Source organism: Streptomyces sp. NPDC058401 (assembly GCF_042722885.1).
Classification (GTDB): Bacteria; Actinomycetota; Actinomycetes; order Streptomycetales; family Streptomycetaceae; genus Streptomyces.
Genome location: NZ_JBHXKA010000009.1, coordinates 76498 through 94689 on the forward strand (window position 1 = coordinate 76498; position 18192 = coordinate 94689).

The following is an 18192-nucleotide window of genomic DNA, read 5'->3' on the forward strand; positions in this document are numbered from 1 at the left end:
CGCGCTCTGCGGACTGCTCCAGTCCGTCGCCCGCGGCGACTACGCCGACATCGCGGAACCTCCCAAGAATCGGGCCGAAGCCCTTACCGGCCGCCGGCCGCCGGCCACCCGTCCCACCCCGGCGCTGACAGGTACGCCGTGAACAGCCGTGCGGGGCGACCGGCCTCACACGGCGGCGTACCCGGACGTCCTTTGAGGCCGCCTTGACCTGCGGGGGACGGCATCACGCCAGTCCGCACTCTGCAGGGCCGGGACGGCGAGGTAGGAGATGCTGCGCCTGGACGGACGTTCCCGGTTCGGTCAGGGTCCGGCTGCCGCGGCCCGCCACCTTGTCGAGGCCGGCCTCCCGGTCTACCTCGCAGGGGCGCCTGCGTTCCCCGACGTGCGACCGGACCGGGGCGAGACCCAGGCCCGTCGCCGGGACCTGGCCGCGCTCCCGGGCCGGCACGTGCCGCTGCGCCCGGACCAGCCCGCTCATTTCGCCTGGGGGTGATCTCGCGGGATGCCGGTTGCAGGGATGGCCGCTTGAAACTGCTGGTGGCGTGAACTTGCCCTTGTTGGTCCTCGGCCGTCGCGGAATGCTGATCATGACCAACAACTCTGTGCTCATCACCTGGAGACAGTCGTGGCTGACCAGCCCACCGGTAGCGAAGACCAGTCCCACGCCGCCGCCGAAGAAGGCGTGCAGCAGATCCCGGCCCAGATCCAGGTCCAGGTCCAGGTAGTCCAGCCGCCCGCCGCGACTGAAGCCCGCGACGCCCTTCTGGCCGCCATCGGCGCCGAAGCCCAGCACGTCGTGGAGAAGTCGGCAGGACAGGCATCGGCCGCACTGGCCGAGCTGGCCCGAGCCTACGCAGTCATTGTCAGCGTCGGGAACGCTTCGGCAACCGCTGGTCTCGCGGCGACGGGCCGCATCGCGGGTGGGCTCAAGCAGATCTCCTACGACGGAGACACGATTGTCGGGGTCAACGACGCCGACGAGGTCTGGCTGGCGAACAAGTCATAGACCGCGCACGCGGCGGGTGTAGGCCTCGACCAGGCGGTGGCCGCCGTCCTGGCCGCCGCCCCGGCCGACGGCGGCGAGACTCGGCGGAGAGTGATCATGGCCACGAGTATGGTCCGCAGCACCGCCGCCCGTCCTGGGACTCCCGATTTCCCGTGATCATGCGATCTTCGCGTTCATCGAGACGCTCTTTCGCTGTGCGGCGCTGATCCGGCAGGGCGGCGCAGTGCCGGTCACCAGTGAGCCGGTCGGCCTGGCCCGCTGACAGGGACAGGCCGACTGTTTGGTGGCTGCCTGCGCCAGTACCTTCGGGCTGCAGGCCCGCGAGGGAGTGGTCGGCTGCTGGCGGCAGGCGGGAAGCTGCGGGGAGCCCAGGTGTGTGACGGGCCCGGGTTACAGGTTTCCGAAGAGCCAGTTGCCGGGGGCCTGGGGGTCTTCGCTGGTGTAGTACTCCTCGGTGGCACGGCGGATTTCGTCGCGGCGGAGGCTGCCGTCCGCGTCGGTGTCGAGCTTGGCGAAGGCGATCTTCAAGTCGGCGGGGGAGGCGCCCAGCGACTTGATGTACATGGTCTGGAACTCGTCCTCGCTGATGAGGCCGTTGCCGTCGGTGTCGGCGATGTCCATCCACGCATCGACCATGACGCTCAGGCGCTGCAGGATGCCCTCGCGGTCGTTGGCGGCGGCCTTCTTCATCCCGGCGATGAATTCGGCCCGGTCGAGCACGCCGTCGCGGTCGGCGTCCATGGTGGACAGGTCGTGGATCCACAGCTGGGTGAATGCCTGGCGCAGGCGGGCGATCTTCGTGGCGTCACCGCTCAGGTCGAATGCCCCGGCCAGGCGGTTGCTCAGGGCCAGCAGGTCTTCCTCGCGCAGGTCGCCGTCGGCGTCGACGTCGAGCAGGGCGAAGGCACGGCCGAGCTTGACATCCAGCACTCCGTTAGCAGCATCCATGAGACTTCTCCTCTTATTCTGCCCGCATGGGGTCAAAGATCACCCGATGGTGATCACATGGGAGGAAACGATCGGCCATCTGCTTTGATACGGCTTCCGGAAAGAGAAGTTGACCACCCGCCGGGATAGGAGGTTCACGCAGCAGATGAAACCCACCACCACGCCGGACCCGCGCCTTCCCAAGTCTTTCCAGCGCGGGATCGAGCGCCACATGGAGCGCGTGCGTCGGGACTGGGACGGGCGCCACCCCCTGCACGGCAGCCTGCCCGGCCCGGACGCGGTCATGGTCAACCACAACGACTACCTCGCCCTGGCCCGCCACCCGCGCATCGTCAAGGCCATGACCGAAGCCCTGGACACCCACGGAACCGACGCCCTGATGTCCGGGGTGTTTCTCCACGGGGACCACCCTCAGCTACGGCTGGAGCGCGAACTCGCCGCGCACATGGGCTCCCCGGCCGGGATCCTGTGCCAGTCCGGGTGGGCCGCCAACACCGGCCTCCTCCAAACCCTGGCCGGGCCCGGCACCCCCGTCTACATCGACATGCTGGCCCACATGTCCCTGTGGGAAGGCGCCCGCATCGCGGGCGCCACCCTCCACCGCGTCCGGCACAACGACACCGACCACCTGCGCCGCCGCATCACCGACCACGGCCCAGGCGTCATCCTGGTCGACTCCGTGTACAGCACCGACGGAAGCACCTGCCCCCTTGCCGAGACCGCGACGTTGGCGGGGGAGCACGGTTGCGTCCTGGTCGTCGACGAATCCCACTCCCTGGGCACCCACGGCCGCCTCGGCGAAGGCATGTGCGCAGAACTCGGCCTCACCGGCCGGATCCACTTCCGTACCGCCAGCCTCTCCAAGGCCTTCGCCGGCCGGGCCGGCTTCATCGCCTCCTGCGACGAGGACTTCACCGACCACTTCAAAATGGGTTCCCACCCCGCGGTGTTCAGCTCCACCCTGCTACCCCACGACCTCGCGGGCCTCACCGAAACGCTCGCCCTGATCCGCGAGGACACCTGGCGCCGCACCCGCCTGCACACCATCGCCGCGCACGTACGCGAGGAACTCGGCGCTGCCGGCCTCGACCTGAACGGCTCGCGCAGCCACATCCTCTCCCTCGTGGCGGGCGACGAACAGCAGGTCATGTCGCTACGGGACGCCTTGGAGCGGGACGGAGTGTTCGGCTCCGTGTTCTGCCCTCCCGCCACCCCCCGCACCCGTTCCCTGGTCCGTCTCTCCCTCCACGCCGCACTCACCGACGCCCAGGTCGAGCACCTTGTCACCACCTGCGTGCGCCGCTACGCGCCCGCCCCGAACTGAAGCCCTTGACAGGCACCCTGCCCACCTCAGGCTCCTTCTCCATGCTGCGCACTCCGTTCTTGCCGTTACCGTCCGCTGCGGCCGGCGGGTGCTCTGTTGCGCGAACGACGGGGCGGTCCGGAAGGCCACTGGCCGGTCCGAGGCGATGGCTGGCCTGGGTAGGTGCGGATCTGCGGGGATGAGGGGCGCGGCGGACGTACGCGTGGTGGAGGGCCCGCACGGTGTCCTGGCTGGCAACGCGCCGGTCGGTCCGCGGCCTGGACAGTGACGGGTTGGCGACGCGGTGGGTTGCTTGAGGGCCGCGTTTCATGGCACCAGAACTAGCAGCCGGGTTCGCGTCATTTCGCATGGCTGGGTGGCGCGATCGGGTCGCCCTGGGTGGGCGTGCTGCCCGGGCGGCTACGTTTCGGACGGTAGGGATCCCCGTAGCGCAGGAGAACGATGAGCTTCGCCGGTAAGTACGAGATGACCAGCAGCGACAACTTCGAGGAGTACCTGAAGGCGGTGGGGGTCGGGTTCGCGACGCGGAAGCTGGCGGCATCCTCGAAGCCGACCGTGGAGCTGACGGAGAACGGCGACAACCTGACGCTGAAGACGGTGACGACGTTCAAGACGACGGACCTGGCCTTCACTCTCGGCGAGGAGTTCACGGAGGAGACCGCCGACGGACGCAAGTGCCAGACCACCTTCGTCCGCGACGGGAACAGGCTGATCCAGACGCAGAAGCTGGACAACCTCAACGCGACCATCACCCGGACCTTCAACGGCGACGCACTCATCGCCAAGTTCGAGGCCGGCGGCGTAGTGTCCAACCGCACCTACAAGCGGGTCTGACGATCGCTTGCGCACCCGCGCTCGGAGCGTCCGATCTGCCCGGCTGGCGGGCGGTGCTCTGACAGGATCGAGATGTGACTGGCATAGCGGACGACTCTCCGGTTCTCACGGAGCCTGCGGTGGTGGAGGCGGTGTTGTCGTGGGCCAGGGCCGCCGGGCTGGTTGCGGATGATCGTCAGGAGCGGCGGCTGGCCGCGATGCGGTTGGACGTGCTGGCCGCCGGCGCCCTCCCGCAGGGCGCCGAGGCGGATGTGGTGCTGACGGCTCAGTGGGCGGCGTTCGTCTGCTGGGTGGACGACCGCATCGACCGGCACTCGCTGGGGGCGCGCCCCGGTGAGCTGGAGCGGTTCACCGCTCCGCTGCGCCAGGTCCTCGACGGCGGCGGCCCGCCTCCCGGGGCGACGGCCCCTCACGCGGTGGTGCTGGCGCAGTTGTGGGAGCGCACCGCCGAGGGGATGCCGGGCCGGTGGCGGGAGCGTTTCGCCGCGGACTACGGGGACTTCCTGGACGCCACCGCGCAGGAGGTAGCACTGCGCCGCGACAAGGTGCCCCTGGGCCTGGAAGCGTATCTGCGGCTGCGGCGCCGGACGATCACCTTGCTGCCCGTGCTGGATGTACTGGAACGCACCGGCCATACCCCGCTGGTGGAGGATCCCCGGGTGGACGCGCAGGTGCGGGACCTGCGGTGGGCGGTGGCGGATGTCGCGGGCTGGGCGAACGATCTGGCCTCGGTGGCCGATGACCTGGCCGCCGGCCAGGACAATCTGGTGACGGTCCTGGCCCGGGAACGGTCCTGGCCCGTTGCCCAGGCCCGTGAGCATGTAGCGGAGATGATCGAGCAGCGCCGCATGCGTCTCCTCGCCACCGTACACATACTGCGCACGGCGTCCGGTCTGCCGGACGGACAGGCCGCCGAACTGCACCGCTATGTGGGCCTGGTGGAGACGTTCATGACGGCGACCCTGCGCTGGCTGGCCTGCACCGGACGCTTCACCCCGGCCCCCTGACGGGCAGACGGCCCCACCGGAAACTGACGCGCCACAAGATCATCGGATCAGTCGTATATCCGTGCGGCACTGGGTACGTACCCGGGGACGCGCCCCCGGGCGCGCGCCCAGACAGCCATATCCGCCGGCGGGGCGCGCGGCCGGAGTTGATCCTGCCGAGCCGAAACGGACCCGATGCGAAGCGCCCCGCTCCCCGACGACCAGCCCCACTGGCCGCCCGCGGCATTCCCCGCCGGCCTGGGACCCGCCACCCTGCGGCTGCGCACCCACATCCAGAACCGGATCGACGCCGACGGAGCACTGCGTTCCCCCTGCCACAGCCGCGTCCTGGAATCGGTTCTGCTCCTGGCCTTACTCGACCGCACCCACCGCGCACCCGCAGCGCGGCACCGCCTGGCCGACTATCTTGCCGCGCACCGTAGTTCGGTTGATCCGATGGACCGGCTGCTGGCCCGGACCGCCCTGGACCGGCGGCCGGACCCGGCCGGATTACCGGACATGGAGCGGTTCCTCGCCCAGGCACCAGACTTCACCGGCCCCCGCAAACGCGCACTCCTGCAGGCAATCCTCCTGCTGCTCGGGGCCGCTCGGGAGCCCGGGCTCCCGGACCCCGAGGCGTTCTCCCACCGCGGGCTGCACAGTTGGGCACAAGTCCAGGTCACGGCCGTCAAAACGGTCCTGGCCCATGCTCACGGGCACCCCTACCTGATTGACGAGCGGGATGTCGGCCTGCTGCGTTCCACCCAGCGGGCCAACACCGTGTGGGAGGGCAATCTCCTGATCCACCTGTCCGTCCTGCACGCGCTTGCCCGGCTGCCCGGCCAGCACCACCTGGTCGTCCAGGGGATACGGACCGCGCTGGAGCACCAGCGCGCCGACGGCGGGATGCCGTTCATCTGCGACGAGGACACCTGGGTCACCGCCACCGCAGGAGTCGCCCTGCACGCCGCCGGAGCTCCGGGCCCGGTCCTTGACGCCATAGCCGGGCGCCTGCTGCGCCTCCAGCACCCCGACGGCTCCTGGTCCTACACCGAGCACGCCCGACTTGCCGACACCGACTGCACCGCGGTTGCCGCCGAGATGCTCCACCTCACTGGCCCCGGCACCCACCGGGCACCCGTCCAGCGCGCGATCGGCGCTCTGCACGCGTTACGCGGCCACGACGGCGGCTTTCCTACCTACCTGGCCGGCGCCCCCTCGGAAGCCTCCATGACCGCGGCCGCAGCCAACGCCCTCACAACGCAAGGCCCCCCACAGCGCACCGCCGTGCAGGCGGCCCTGGAATTCCTCGCCGCCCAGCAGCACCCCGACGGCTCCTTCCCACCGGACTGGAGCAGCAGCCGCCACCACACCATCTTCCGCGCCACCCTCGCCGCCACCGGTCACCGCAGCATCCCGGGCAGTGCCGGGCAGCGCATCACCGACCGGGCCATCCGCCTGGTCCTGCGCACCCAGAACGCCGACGGCGGCTGGGGCCGCCTGGACAGCGACGCCAGCGACGCCCTGAGCACCGCCTACGCCCTGATCACCCTGACCCGCCACGATGCCGCCGGACCCGCCGCCCGCGGCGCCGCCTACCTGCTGACCCAGCAACGCCCCGACGGGTCCATCGCGAGCGCCGCAGACTCGATCGGCCCACGCCCGTTCGCCTTCACCGTCCCCGCCCTGGCCGACACCTTCGCCCTACTCGCCCTGGGACACCTCACCCGCCGCCTCGCCCCCATACCACCGCAACCAGACCAGCGGACGCCCACAGCCGTCCGTCACGCGGAACAAGGCGTCAGCCTCCACTGACACCCAACGCCCCACCTGCTGACCGCAACGCCCACCGCCCACGCATCCCGGAGGACACCGTGCCCACCCCGCCCACCACCCCCACCTCGGCTCCGGCTTCCGCCCGGCCGGCTCCGCCGGACCTCTGGCTGCGCGGGAAGGTGGCTCTGGTCACCGGCGGGGCAGGCGGCATCGGCCTGGCCTTGGCCCGCGCCCTGGCCGCGCACGGCGCGAGCGTCCACGCCGCCGACGTGTCCGCCACCAACCTCGCCCACGCCACCCAACAGACGGCCGCCCTGCCCGGCCCGGGCAGCATCACCTTCCACGAACTCGACATCAGCGACCGGCCCGGCACGGAGCAATGGATCGCCGACACCCACCGCGCACACGGCCGCATCGACATCCTGGTCAACAACGCCGCCTACATCCAATGGGCCGACGTCCAGGACACGACGGTCGAGGACGCCGGGCGCACCATGCGTGTCGGCTACGACGCCATGGTCCACACCGTCAAAGCAGTCCTGCCCCTCATGCACGCCGCCAAGACGGGGCACATCGTCAACGTCGGCTCCTCAGCGGGAAAGGTCTTCGTCAAGGGCCCCTCCGCCGCGTACGCCGCGATGAAAGCCGCAGTGGAGGGCTACACCCGGATCCTGCAGCTGGAACTGGCCGGCACTCCCGTCCATGCCCTGTTGGTACGCCCGGGGGTCGTGGTCGGAACCGACTTCTTCCACCGCCACGTACCCTCCCACCGCCTCCCGCGCCTGGCGGACTTCCTCCCCACCACCACCCCCGAGCAGGTCGCCAACGCGGTCCTGAACGGCCTGCGCCATCGCCGCTCCCAGGTCGACATACCCGGCTACCTGCCGGCCCTCTACCGCGCCTACGCCCTCACCCCCGGCCTGTTCGCCCACCTCAGCGGCGCACTGGGCAACGCCCGCAACGACTACGGCACACCCCGCCCCGCCCCAAAGCCCGCCGGGCAGCCCTCCCGCGCACGACGCCTCCTGACAGCCTTCGGAGCCCAGCGGGCCGTGGCCAACACCATGACGCGCATCTCCCCGCCCCTGGACCGCGCGATCCACACCCTCACCGCAGGGCGCGCCACCCTGTTCTCCGCCGTCCTGCCCACCCTCATGCTCCAGACCACCGGCCGCAAGACCGGACAGCCCCGCCGCTCACCCCTGCTCTACGCCACCGAATCCACCGGTGACCTCCTCGTCGTCGCCAGTAACTTCGGCCAGCCGCACCACCCCGCCTGGAGCACCAACCTCATCGCGGACCCCCGCGCGACCGTCATCCGCGACGGTCGCACCACCACCGTCACCGGCCACCTCTTGGACGGCGACGACCGTGACCGCGCCTGGCAGCAACTCCTCGCCGTCTGGCCGCCCTACACCAACTACGCCGACCGCTCCGGACGCCACCTGAGGATCTTCCGGCTCAGCCCCACCACCGACAACACCCCCATACCCGCGACGGCCGCCCCGGACAGCCGCCCGTCATAGCACCCGAGCAGGCACCGCACGCCCGATATCTATCTGGTCGCCCGGGGGACCGGCAGCCCGGGCGGGGTGGGACTCCTTCCACGCCTACTACGGCGCCAACGGCACCGCGGGCGCAGCCGGTGTCCGGGGCGCGAACGGCCCGACCTACACTCCCTGACCACCGGCCGGCCCCTGCGCCCGGCCCGGGCTCGGGCCCGGCTCGGGCCGGGTCGGGCGTAGGGGCCGGGCAGCCTGAGGGTCCCGTGGCCGAAGCTGGGGAGGTTTTCCGCCATCGGCGAGCGGTTCGTCGAAGCGATGGCGGCGGGTATAAGGATGCGGGGGCACCGGTCGCGGGGCGGGTCGGCACGACGGTGCCCGAGGACCTGGTCCGTGGCATGGTACCCGCCTTCCCGGCCTGGACTGGCGGCGCAGCCACGGACCGCCTCCACAACCATGGCGTGGAGGTGACCCAACCTGATGAGCGTGCGCACGCGGCCGGGCCGGCGTTGGCCGGGCAGCCACCTCACCCATGCGCGTAGCCGCCGGCGCCCTTGGGGATCGGGTGAGGTCGCGACCGCGCGGATCGCGCAGGCCCGTGGGCGACGCCCTGTGCCCCGCCGTGACGACGGCACCCGCATCCGGGCCGCTGCGGCTCCCGGTCCGCCGCCCGCGCCCGCTCCTGCGGCCGCTCCGTTGACCGGCGCCCGCTCCCGTTCCCGCCCGGGAGTCGGTGGTGTCCGAGGGCGCGCGCCGCTACTGGGGCCCGCTGACCCAGGGCCTGGCCCTCCCCGCCAACCACGACCTCGACCTCGGCGTACGGCTCTGGACGGCGCGGCCAAGGCCCGGCTCAGGGCCTGCCCCGATGGGGTCTCCACGTCGGGCGCGGGCGATTGTGCGGGTGGTAGCCGCGAGGTTTTGACAGCTTGATCCATGGTCTCCATGGCCGCCGTGGTGGCGAGGACGTGCTCGGGGGCCGAGGAGAGCCTCTGCTATTTTGGACGGGTAGTGACGCGCGAAAACACGGTTCCCGGTATTGGTTAGTCCGGGCGGAGTCTTTGCTCTCAGCACACCAGGTTTCTCCTGGTAGTGCCCGGTGCGTCTCTTTCTCCTGTCAGCATTTTGAGAAAGGGACAGCCGTGGCTGACCTGTCTGAATTTCGCGTGGGCGGCGGTATCGCCACCGACCTCTCCGCTCTTGAGCCTGTCGAGCCTCCCGGGCAACCGACCACGCCGTACCGGTGGCGCTGGGTAGCCCTGGCCGTGCTGCTGGTCGCCGAGGCCATGGACATGCTCGACGCCCTGGTCGCGAACATCGCGGCGCCCTCGATCCGCATGGACCTGGGCGGCGGCGAGTCCACGATGCAGTGGCTCGGCGCCGCGTACGCGCTGGCCATGGCGGTCGGTCTGATCACCGGCGGCCGGCTCGGCGACATCGTCGGCCGCAGGCGGATGTTCCTGATCGGCGCCGCCGGATTCACCGCGGCCTCGATGCTGTGCGCCGTCTCGGTGTCGTCCGGGATGCTGATCGGTGCGCGCGGTCTGCAGGGCCTGTTCGGCGCGGTGCTGATCCCGCAGGGCCTCGGCATCATCAAGGAGATGTTCGACGGCCACGAGCTGGGCCGCGCCTTCGGCATGTTCGGTCCCGTCCTGGGTCTGGCGACCGTCGGCGGGCCGGTACTGGCCGGGGTGCTGATCGACGCCGACCTCTTCGGTGCCGGCTGGCGCACGATCTTCGCCGTCAACCTGCCGCTGGGTCTCCTCGCTCTGATCGGCGGCTGGAAGTTCCTCCCGGAGTCGCGCCACGCGGTCCCGCCCCGCCTCGACCTGGTAGGCGTCGTACTGGCCTCTGCGGCCGCGCTCCTCGTGATCTTCCCTCTGGTTCAGGGTCGTGAACTGGGCTGGCCCGCATGGACGTTCGCCTCCATCGCGGGCGGCCTGGCCCTCTTCGCCCTCTTCGGCCGCTACGAGGTCCGCAAGGCCAGTGCGGGCGGGGATCCGCTGGTGATGCCCGCCCTGTTCCGCAAGCGGGCCTTCTCCGGCGGCCTGGTCGTGGGCGCGGTCATCTTCGCCGCACTGACCGGCTTCTCGCTGGTCCTCAGCCTGTTCCTGCAGGCCGGGCTCGGCTACTCGCCGCTCCACGCGGGCCTCGGCAGCCTGCCCTGGTCCCTCGGCATGATCCTGGGCTTCGCCGTCATCCAGATCGCCGAGAAGCACGGCGTCGTCGAACGCCTCGGCCGCAAGGTCATCCAGGCCGGGGTGGCCGTCATGGCGCTGGGCCTGGGCCTCCTCGTGCTCACCCTGCACCTCGCCGGAACCACGCTCACCATCTGGTCCCTCACCCCCGCCCTGCTCATCGCGGGTCTGGGCATGGGCCTGGTGATGGGCCCGTTCTTCGACACCGTGCTCTCCGCCGTCGACCCCGAGGAGACCGGCACGGCCTCCGGCACCCTGACCGCCGTCCAGCAACTCGGCGGCGCGTTCGGCACCGCAGCACTCGGCACCGTCTTCTTCTCCTCCCTCGGCCGTGGCACGTCCCCGGGCGCCTACACCGCCACCATGACGAGCACGCTGTGGAGCGGGGTCGGCCTCCTGGCCCTGGCCTTCGCGACCTCGTTCCTGCTGCCGCGCCCGGGAGACCGCCGACGCGGCTGACCGCACGAACGCCCACGTTCATGGGCACCGCTCCAGGTCGTGCGCGAGCGCAGGCCGGGCACGACCTGGAACGGTTGCCGACTGCTTTGCGGCGGGTACCCGTCGGCGGGCTGTGGCTATGTGCGGGGGAGGAGGGCGGTGATGGTCTTGCCGCCTTCGGGGGCGGGCGCGACGGCAACGCGGTGGGCGAGGCTGTTGACCATGTGCCAGCCGAATCCGCCGGTGCCGTCGACGAGGTCGGGGGTACGCATCCGCGGTGCCTGCGAGCTGTGGTCGTGGACGGCGACCTCGATGCTGTCAGGGTGCGCGGTCAGGTCCAGCGTCGCGGCACCGCCGCCGTGGCGCAGGGCGTTGGTGACGAGCTCGGAGACGACCAGGACCACCACATCCCTGACTTCGCCTGCGACGGCCGGCAGGAGCTCTCCGAGGAAGCGCCGAGTGCTCTCCCGTGCGACTGCGACGGAGGCCGCGGAGCAGACGGGTCCCACGGTGACGCGCATCGTGTCCACCACGTCACCTGATCTCTGATCCCCTGCCCCGGTTGCGTGGCGCTTCTGCCCTGGCCTGCGCATATCAACCCGGCGATGGCTGTCGCGTTCCGACAGCGGACTCCAACGCTGCCCGTGGTCGATTATCTCTCCGTCGAGCGAACGAAAATCTGTCCTGACTGGAGTAGACATTGGGTGGTGGTGTGGTTATGGTTTCTCTCGTAACCGCAGGAAGACAGCAGGGCCTGGCAGAGATGTACTGCCGGGCAGCAGTACACGCACTACCCGCAGTTGCAGGACGCAGGACGGTGCGGTCGTGGAGTGTCGAAGCCAGAGCAGTTCCAGTACGGCGACGGGACTGACGGCCGGACCGGGTGGCCCGCAGTGATCAGGGGCCGCCACGAGCGGTACCGCGGTGGTTAACGCAGGTGGCAGTACCCGTAAGTGCAGTACGCAGTACCCGCGGTAGAAGCAGTACCCAGCAGTGAAGTCAGTGAGCAGCACCTCGGTGAAGGCGTCGGCTGCGGACGCGCGCACCGGGAAGTCCGGCAGTGGGGTTCTAAGCCAGAGCAGACGCAGGACAGGCGACGGGGCTGGCTGCCGAAGGCGTGGTGCTCGGTCAGGCCGCGCGCGGTACAAGCAGTTCGCATTACCAGCAGTTGAGTGGAGCAGTACCAGCATTACCCAGTGGTAGGTAGTTGATCATCCGAGGGATGAACGGAGGGATTGGGCGCCATCAGGATCGCCCGGGCGGAATTCTGAGTCCGGGTACCGCAGGACATCGTTTGTGAGGTGGTCTCCGGTCAAGCAACCGCGATCCCCGCACTCCCGACAGCCTTCCAGTCGGGTCGGCGGATACAGAAGGCCGGCGCAGTTCCAGGGCCGGTAGATGGTGTAGTCAGTTCCTTCGGGGCTCTGGTGCCATAGGCACCAGGGCCCCTCTGTCTTCCAGAAAGAGGTGCGATGACCGCAGATAACTCGTTCGGCCGTCTCGATGACGACGACTTCCCCGCTTACACGATGGGCCGGGCCGCCGAGATGCTCGGCACCACCCAGGGCTTCCTCCGCGCCATCGGGGACGCCGGCCTGATCACCCCGCTGCGCTCCGCCGGCGGTCACCGCCGTTACTCCCGCTACCAGCTGCGCATCGCCGCCCGAGCCCGGGAACTCGTCGACCACGGGACCCCGGTCGAGGCCGCCTGCCGTATCGTCATCCTTGAGGACCAGCTCGAAGAAGCCCAGCGGATCAACGCCGGACACCGCCAAGCGGCTGGTTCGGCGAAGCCCGCGGCAGCGGCCTGAGACCGTCCCGCGCCCGCCGCACACCGGCGGGCCCCGGGCCCCCTAAGTCTTTGGCGTCCCGGTCGTTTTCCCTGGTGACAGGGTGTTGTTCGCGTGTAGCGTTTGGTCAGCTGTCGTGGTTCGGAAGTTCCCTTTGCCCACGCCTCGGCGTGGGCGTTTTGCTGTGCAGTGCCGCAGGAACCAGGGCGATCACCTCCGCCTTCCGCACCGCGCGGGAGGCGTTTCGTCGACTGGAAGGCATGGATATGGCTACGGGAACTGTGAAGTGGTTCAACGCTGAGAAGGGCTTCGGCTTCATCGCCCAGGACGGTGGCGGCCCGGACGTCTTCGCCCACTACTCCGCGATCAACTCCTCGGGCTACCGCGAGCTCCTGGAAGGCCAGACTGTGACGTTCGACGTCACCCAGGGTCAGAAGGGCCCCCAGGCCGAGAACATCAACCCGGCCTGACCGCCTCCTCCGCACCGACGTACGGCCACGCCCCGGGCAGACCGGGACCGGTGTTGCCCGGTACCGGTCCGCCTGGCTCCCGGAGGACCCGGCGCGCGGTGGGCGTGGTCAGCTGGTGGTGACGGCGGCGATCTTGTTGACGCCGGAGTAGGTGACCCACAGCTTGTTGTCGGGGCCGGTGGTGAGGCGTTCGGGGTTGGCGCCGGCGGTGGGCGCGGGGTAGTCGGTGGCGGCCCCGGCGGGGGTGATCTTGGCGATCTTGTTGCCGCTCTTGGTGACCCACACGTTGCCGTCGGGCCCGGCCGCGATTTCGGCGGGTCCGCCGACGTTGTACTGGGTGATGGCTCCGGCGGGGGTGACCTTGCCGACCTTGTTGGCGCCGTAGGCGGTGAACCAGACGTTGCCGTCGGGGCCGGCGGTGATTCCCGTCATGTAGGACTGCCAGGTGATGTTGGCCGGGGTGTACTTGGTGGTGACCCCGGCGGTGGTGGTCTTCATGACGCCGGCGTTGTTGGGGGCGAGCCACCACAGGTTGCCGTCCGCGCCGGCGGTGATGTCCATCGGGTAGTAGGAGATCGGGTACTGGGTGATCGCCCCTTCGGGGGTGATCTTCCCGATCTTGTAGTTGCTGGCGTCGATGAACCAGACGTTGCCGTCCGGACCGGCGGTGATGCGATTGACCTCAGGCGAGTTCGGCGCGGTCGGCACCGTGTACTCGGTGATGGCCCCGGCGGGGGTGATCTTCCCGATCTTGTGCCCGGTGTCCTCGCTGAACCAGACATTGCCGTCCGAGCCGGCGGCGATGTCGGTCAGGCCCGCGTTGGAGGTGGGCACCTGGTACTCGGTGACCGCACCCGCCGTGGTCACCTTGCCGATCTTCCCCGAGCCCGGAATCGTGTACCAGAGGTTGCCGTCCGGGCCCTTGGTGATGGCGACCGCGCCGTTGGGCACGGCGTACTCGGTGAACGTCACCGCCGCCGAGGCGGGCGAAGCGCACAGCAGCACCATCGCCGCTCCCAGCGATGCGACGGTCTGCTTCTTGCCACGCATGATCGTTCCCACGTTCACGGGTCTCTCTCTTCTGCCAGCGCCGGTCCCGGATCCGGGACCGGCATCAGCGAAGCGCAGTCCGGCGACCCGAATCCACCCAAGATCCACCTTTCACTCGCGGGGGCGTCCATTGGAGTGAAGATTGGACACGATCGTGCACGCGCTCCCGTCTGGGCGGTACCGAGGAGGCCCTCGGGCAGGATCCGGCCGGGTTTTGGCAGTAGAGGTCCGGGCGGAGCGATATGGGGAGCAGCCGTTTCGCTCGGTCCTGGTGGCGGCTGGTGCCGGGCGTTGGTGAAGGGCGGAGGAGTCGGAGTGGGCCGCCTCGACGGCTGCGGGGCCGGCGCCGCGAAGAGCCTGCGGGCGGCGATCCCGCCGGCGCGTGCCGCGGGATGGGAGCCGTCGAGGTCGCCGAGCGCAGCGGGTACGCCCGCTGCACCGTCAGCGAGCTGCTGTAGGGAGGAGAGAAACCGGAGTTCCGGCCCCGGCGTTGCACCGGGGCCGGTTCTACGGGGAGGTGAAGGTCAGGCTGGTGATGCCGGTGGCGCTGGACAGGCCCGACAGCAGGCAGGTGAGCAGGGCTGCGGGGTCGCGGACGTTGGCGACGGTGATCTGGTCGCCGGTGAACCGTCCGCTGGTGATGGTCGCCGCCAGGGCCAGTGCCCCGCCCGCGCCGGGGATGAGGCCGGTGACGGTGGCGTGGCTGGTGGTGGTGTCGGCCCAGGTGATGTCGAAGGTGCCGGTGATGTTCTGGGCGGTGACGCAGGTCAGGTTGCCGGTGAGGTCGTAGGTGAAGGTGCCTGTGGTGGCGCCACCGCCGGGTATGACGCAGGTGGTGATGGTGCCGTTGCCGGTGCCGTGGGTGACCGGTGCCGGGCTTGGCAGCAGGACGCCGGTCACGGGCGGGGTGAACCCTAGGTTGATGGTGGCCGTGCAGGTGCCGTCGAGGCCGGCCGCGGTGGCGGGCGTGACGCCGCAGAGCAGGAGAGCGGCGGTGATCAGCGGTGCGGTCAGCAGGGTGAACAGGCGCTTCACGCGTACTCCTTCGGTCAAGCCGCCCCCGGCGGACCCGGGAGCGGGCCGGCCGGGATCGGGGGGTGTGGTCAGGTGCCCAGGATGGTGACCGTGACGGTGCCGGTCTGGTTGGTCAAGCCGGTGGTGGTGAGGCAGGCGAGGGGGCTGGGCGCGGTGTAGAGCCAGACGAAGGTGGCGCTCGCGCCGGTGAAGTCGCCGGAGGTGACGGTGCCGATCGCGGTGACGTTTTCGACCCCGGCGACGATCGTGTCGGTGTAGTCCAGGTCGAAGGTGCTGGAGTGCCCGTTGTTCCAGTGGACCGTGTAGTGGGAGTCCGAGGACACGCTCAGCGGGCCCAGGCAGGAGAACGAGGAGGTGTAGGAGGCCGACGCGCTGCCGGAGGTCAGCGTCGGGTCGGACGACAGACAGGAGCTGTACGCGTCGGACTCGGCGTACGTCGACGTCCGGGGCGTGAACGTCAGGCCCGGGGAGTAGGTGATCGCCGAACTCCCCGTGCAGGTGACGGAGACGGGGTCCGCGTGCGCCACCGCTTGGCCGGGGCCGAGCACGGCGGCACAGGCCAGCAGGAGCGCGGCGATCATCGGCGTCCGGCGCGGGGCGCGGCGTGTGGCAGTCAGGGGCAGGTGCATGGCGGAGCTCCTTCGGGTTCTCTTCCCGGCCGCCCCGGGTGGGTGGACCGGTCGCACTGTGCCGTCGGGAGGCCCGGCGAGGCCGCGCCGGTCCGCCTTCCGTGTTCACCCTCGGCACGCAGTGCCGGACGATCGGCGCCCCCGGCCGGGACCGTCACAGGAATCGTGTGGGTCGTGGTGTCCGGCGCCGGGGCGTTGCCGGAGTTCGCGGTGTCGTCGCGTGATCCGTGCTCGGCCGCCGGATCCCTTGGGGCGGGCGGCCGGGCACGGTGGGTGTCGGTCAGGGGCAGGTGACCAGGACGATGGAGATCGCGGTGCAGGTGGCCGATGCGGTGTCGTTGGCCGTGTTGGGGTCGGCGGGCGCGGATGCGGTCCGGTCCCCGGTGACGGTGACCTGGCCCAGGGTCAGCAGGTGCAGCGGGATCCGGAACGTCTTGTCGGCGCTCGCACCGTTGGCGATGGCCCCGTAGGTGCAGCTGACCGTGGTGCCCGCTGCGGTGCAGCCGGCCGACAGGTTCGTCGCCGTGGCGCCGGCCGGCAGGGTCGCGGTAAGGGTGGCCGAGGTGACGGAGCTCGGGCCGGTGTTGTGGGCGCTCAGGGTGTAGCTCAGGTAGGGAACCAGGATCCCCAGGTGCGGCTGGGCGGTCAGGTTCACGTCGATGTCCGCAGCCGTGTACGTGTACTGGTCGGCGGCGTTGATGGCGCTGGTGCCGCCGGGGGTGGTGACCTGCACGTGGACGACTCCCGCGGCGTGGGCGGGTGCGGTGGCGGTGCAGGAGGTGGCCGTGCACGTGACGCCGGCGGCGGCAGTGCCGCCGAAGACGATCGTGCTCGCGCCGGTCAGGTCGGTGCCGGTGACCGTGACGACGGTGCCGCCGGTGGCCGGTCCGCTGCTGGGGCTGACGGACGTCACCACGGGTGCGGGCACGAGGTAGGTGTACTGGTCGGCGGCAGCGACCGGGCTGGTGCCGCCCGGCGTGGTGACGCGCACGTGGACGACTCCCGCCGCGTGCGCGGGCGCGGTGGCGGTGCAGGAGGTGGCCGCGCAGGACACGCCGGCGGCGGGGACGCCGCCGAAGTCGAGGGTGGTCGCGCCGGTCAGGTCGGTGCCGGTGATGGTCACCGCGGTGCCGCCCGTGGTCGGCCCGCTGTTGGGGGTGACGGAGGTGATGGTGGGTGTGTTCTGGGTGAAGGTGAACACGATCAGGCCGTCACCGGTGTTCACGCCGTCGGTCAGGGTGACGCCGGTGCCGGCGGTCAGGCTCGATCCGCCGCCCCCGCCGCCGCCCGCGCCGCCGGTGGTCAGGTTGCGCCCGCCCCCGCCGCCGCGTCCCCCGCCTCCGTATCCGGCACCGCCGCGACCTCCGCTGCCCGCCAGGGCCGGGAGGGTCTGGCTGCCGGTGCCGCCGGACCCGTTGGGGAACGCTCCGGGGGCGCCGTTCCCACCGTTGTTGGTCGTCCCGGCGCCTCCGGTGCCCCCAGCCCCGCCGCCCGTGGAGGTGCCCGCGCCGCCGCCGGTTCCCGGCTCGGCGACGGTGGCCTGGCCGGTGCCGTCGGCGCCGGGGCTGCCGCTGTCACCGCCCGGCGAGCCCGGGAAGGCGGGGGTGCCGCGGCCCGGGCCGCCCGCGCCGCCGCCGGACCCGGCGGTCAGCAGCGGGGCATTGGTGTCGGTGGTCACCGCGACCAGGCCACCACCACCCCCGGAGATGCCGAACTGGGGGTTGGCGGCGGCATTGTTGCCGCGCAGACCGACGGCGACGTTGTACGTCTGTCCCGGGGCGACAGGGACGGTGGCCACCAGGTGGGCGCCCTTGCCGCCGGGGGTGCCGTCGTTGGAGGTGCCGCCGCCGGCTCCGTCGAGGGTGACGGTGGAGCTGGTGACGTTGTCGGGGACGGTGATGCTGCCGGTGCCACCGGCCGTGCAGGTGATGGTGGTGGTCGGCCCGGTCGCCACCGGGGCCCCGCACACCCCGTCGGCGTGCGCCGGGGCCGCGACGGCCACCAGGCCGAAGGCCAGCAGTGCTCCAGTGCCGGTCAGGGCCGCGATGCGGCGCAGCAACGGAGTGGGACGCGGGCGGGGAGGAGCCGTTGACGGCATAGGGGTCGTCATTCCTTCCGGGGGAAGACGCGCCAACGCGGTCGGGGCCCAGACGGCCCCTTGCATCCCTGCCGGCGCGGTCGTATCCGAACTCGGCGGGGCCACAGCGCC

15 protein-coding genes are annotated in these 18192 nt (G+C 70.8%); 9 read left to right on the forward strand and 6 right to left on the reverse strand.

Annotation, left to right across the window (positions count from 1 at the left end):
* The first annotated feature begins 625 nt into the window (after positions 1–625).
* Positions 626–1006, forward strand: coding sequence for a hypothetical protein (locus ACFWNV_RS05295; protein ID WP_383940775.1), 381 nt, complete (start codon positions 626–628; stop codon positions 1004–1006).
* A gap of 390 nt (positions 1007–1396) precedes the next feature.
* Here ACFWNV_RS05295 and ACFWNV_RS05300 read toward each other — a convergent pair whose 3' ends face one another.
* On the reverse strand, positions 1397–1954 hold the full coding sequence (locus ACFWNV_RS05300) for an EF-hand domain-containing protein (RefSeq protein ID WP_383940777.1): 558 nt from the start codon (positions 1952–1954) through the stop codon (positions 1397–1399).
* Between the two features lie 145 nt (positions 1955–2099).
* On the opposite strand from ACFWNV_RS05300, the gene cqsA reads away from it, so the two are divergent.
* The 6 genes from cqsA (at position 2100) to ACFWNV_RS05330 (ending at position 11030) form a co-directional block, all read left to right on the forward strand.
* Positions 2100–3278: an alpha-hydroxyketone-type quorum-sensing autoinducer synthase gene (gene cqsA / locus ACFWNV_RS05305; protein WP_383940781.1), complete on the forward strand. Its 1179-nt coding sequence runs from the start codon at positions 2100–2102 to the stop codon at positions 3276–3278.
* 441 nt (positions 3279–3719) lie between these two features.
* Positions 3720–4112, forward strand: a complete 393-nt coding sequence (locus ACFWNV_RS05310; RefSeq protein WP_383940784.1) for a lipocalin/fatty-acid binding family protein — start codon at positions 3720–3722, stop codon at positions 4110–4112.
* A gap of 74 nt (positions 4113–4186) precedes the next feature.
* Positions 4187–5119, forward strand: a complete 933-nt coding sequence (locus ACFWNV_RS05315) for a terpene synthase family protein (protein ID WP_383940787.1) — start codon at positions 4187–4189, stop codon at positions 5117–5119.
* Positions 5120–5293: 174 nt separating this feature from the next.
* A complete protein-coding gene (locus ACFWNV_RS05320) occupies positions 5294–6913 on the forward strand; it encodes a prenyltransferase/squalene oxidase repeat-containing protein (RefSeq protein ID WP_383940790.1) in 1620 nt (539 codons plus the stop codon).
* A gap of 59 nt (positions 6914–6972) precedes the next feature.
* The gene (locus ACFWNV_RS05325) at positions 6973–8400 is read left to right on the forward strand and encodes an SDR family NAD(P)-dependent oxidoreductase (RefSeq protein ID WP_383940793.1); all 1428 of its coding nucleotides are present in this window, start codon (positions 6973–6975) and stop codon (positions 8398–8400) included.
* Between the two features lie 1115 nt (positions 8401–9515).
* Complete coding sequence (locus tag ACFWNV_RS05330) at positions 9516–11030, forward strand: MFS transporter (RefSeq protein ID WP_383940796.1); 1515 nt, start codon at positions 9516–9518, stop codon at positions 11028–11030.
* 116 nt (positions 11031–11146) lie between these two features.
* On the opposite strand, the gene ACFWNV_RS05335 is transcribed toward ACFWNV_RS05330, so the two are convergent.
* Positions 11147–11539, reverse strand: coding sequence for an ATP-binding protein (locus ACFWNV_RS05335; protein ID WP_383940798.1), 393 nt, complete (start codon positions 11537–11539; stop codon positions 11147–11149).
* A 942-nt stretch (positions 11540–12481) separates the two neighbouring features.
* On the opposite strand from ACFWNV_RS05335, the gene ACFWNV_RS05340 reads away from it, so the two are divergent.
* Both ACFWNV_RS05340 and ACFWNV_RS05345 read left to right on the forward strand, forming a co-directional pair.
* Positions 12482–12820: a helix-turn-helix domain-containing protein gene (locus ACFWNV_RS05340; RefSeq protein WP_383940801.1), complete on the forward strand. Its 339-nt coding sequence runs from the start codon at positions 12482–12484 to the stop codon at positions 12818–12820.
* 245 nt (positions 12821–13065) lie between these two features.
* Positions 13066–13269, forward strand: coding sequence for a cold-shock protein (locus tag ACFWNV_RS05345; protein WP_383940804.1), 204 nt, complete (start codon positions 13066–13068; stop codon positions 13267–13269).
* A gap of 108 nt (positions 13270–13377) precedes the next feature.
* Here the strand turns inward: ACFWNV_RS05345 and ACFWNV_RS05350 are convergent, their stop codons facing one another.
* From ACFWNV_RS05350 to ACFWNV_RS05365, 4 genes are all read right to left on the reverse strand, one after another.
* Positions 13378–14319 (reverse strand): virginiamycin B lyase, encoded by a 942-nt coding sequence (locus ACFWNV_RS05350; RefSeq protein WP_383940807.1) that lies wholly within the window; start codon positions 14317–14319, stop codon positions 13378–13380.
* A 507-nt stretch (positions 14320–14826) separates the two neighbouring features.
* Positions 14827–15354, reverse strand: coding sequence for a hypothetical protein (locus tag ACFWNV_RS05355; protein WP_383940810.1), 528 nt, complete (start codon positions 15352–15354; stop codon positions 14827–14829).
* Positions 15355–15422: 68 nt separating this feature from the next.
* Positions 15423–15983, reverse strand: coding sequence for a hypothetical protein (locus ACFWNV_RS05360; RefSeq protein ID WP_383940813.1), 561 nt, complete (start codon positions 15981–15983; stop codon positions 15423–15425).
* A 280-nt stretch (positions 15984–16263) separates the two neighbouring features.
* Complete coding sequence (locus tag ACFWNV_RS05365; RefSeq protein WP_383940817.1) at positions 16264–18081, reverse strand: IPT/TIG domain-containing protein; 1818 nt, start codon at positions 18079–18081, stop codon at positions 16264–16266.
* Positions 18082–18192 lie beyond the last annotated feature (111 nt).

Bases quoted from the DNA above. Each gene is read 5' to 3' on its own strand.
- ACFWNV_RS05365 (WP_383940817.1), bottom strand. From the start codon at position 18,081: ATGCCGTCAACGGCTCCTCCCCGCCCGCGTCCCACTCCGTTGCTGCGC.
- ACFWNV_RS05360 (WP_383940813.1), bottom strand. From the start codon at position 15,983: ATGCACCTGCCCCTGACTGCCACACGCCGCGCCCCGCGCCGGACGCCG.
- cqsA (WP_383940781.1), top strand. From the start codon at position 2,100: ATGAAACCCACCACCACGCCGGACCCGCGCCTTCCCAAGTCTTTCCAG.
- ACFWNV_RS05340 (WP_383940801.1), top strand. From the start codon at position 12,482: ATGACCGCAGATAACTCGTTCGGCCGTCTCGATGACGACGACTTCCCC.
- ACFWNV_RS05300 (WP_383940777.1), bottom strand. From the start codon at position 1,954: ATGGATGCTGCTAACGGAGTGCTGGATGTCAAGCTCGGCCGTGCCTTC.
- ACFWNV_RS05350 (WP_383940807.1), bottom strand. From the start codon at position 14,319: ATGCGTGGCAAGAAGCAGACCGTCGCATCGCTGGGAGCGGCGATGGTG.
- ACFWNV_RS05310 (WP_383940784.1), top strand. From the start codon at position 3,720: ATGAGCTTCGCCGGTAAGTACGAGATGACCAGCAGCGACAACTTCGAG.
- ACFWNV_RS05320 (WP_383940790.1), top strand. From the start codon at position 5,294: ATGCGAAGCGCCCCGCTCCCCGACGACCAGCCCCACTGGCCGCCCGCG.
- ACFWNV_RS05345 (WP_383940804.1), top strand. From the start codon at position 13,066: ATGGCTACGGGAACTGTGAAGTGGTTCAACGCTGAGAAGGGCTTCGGC.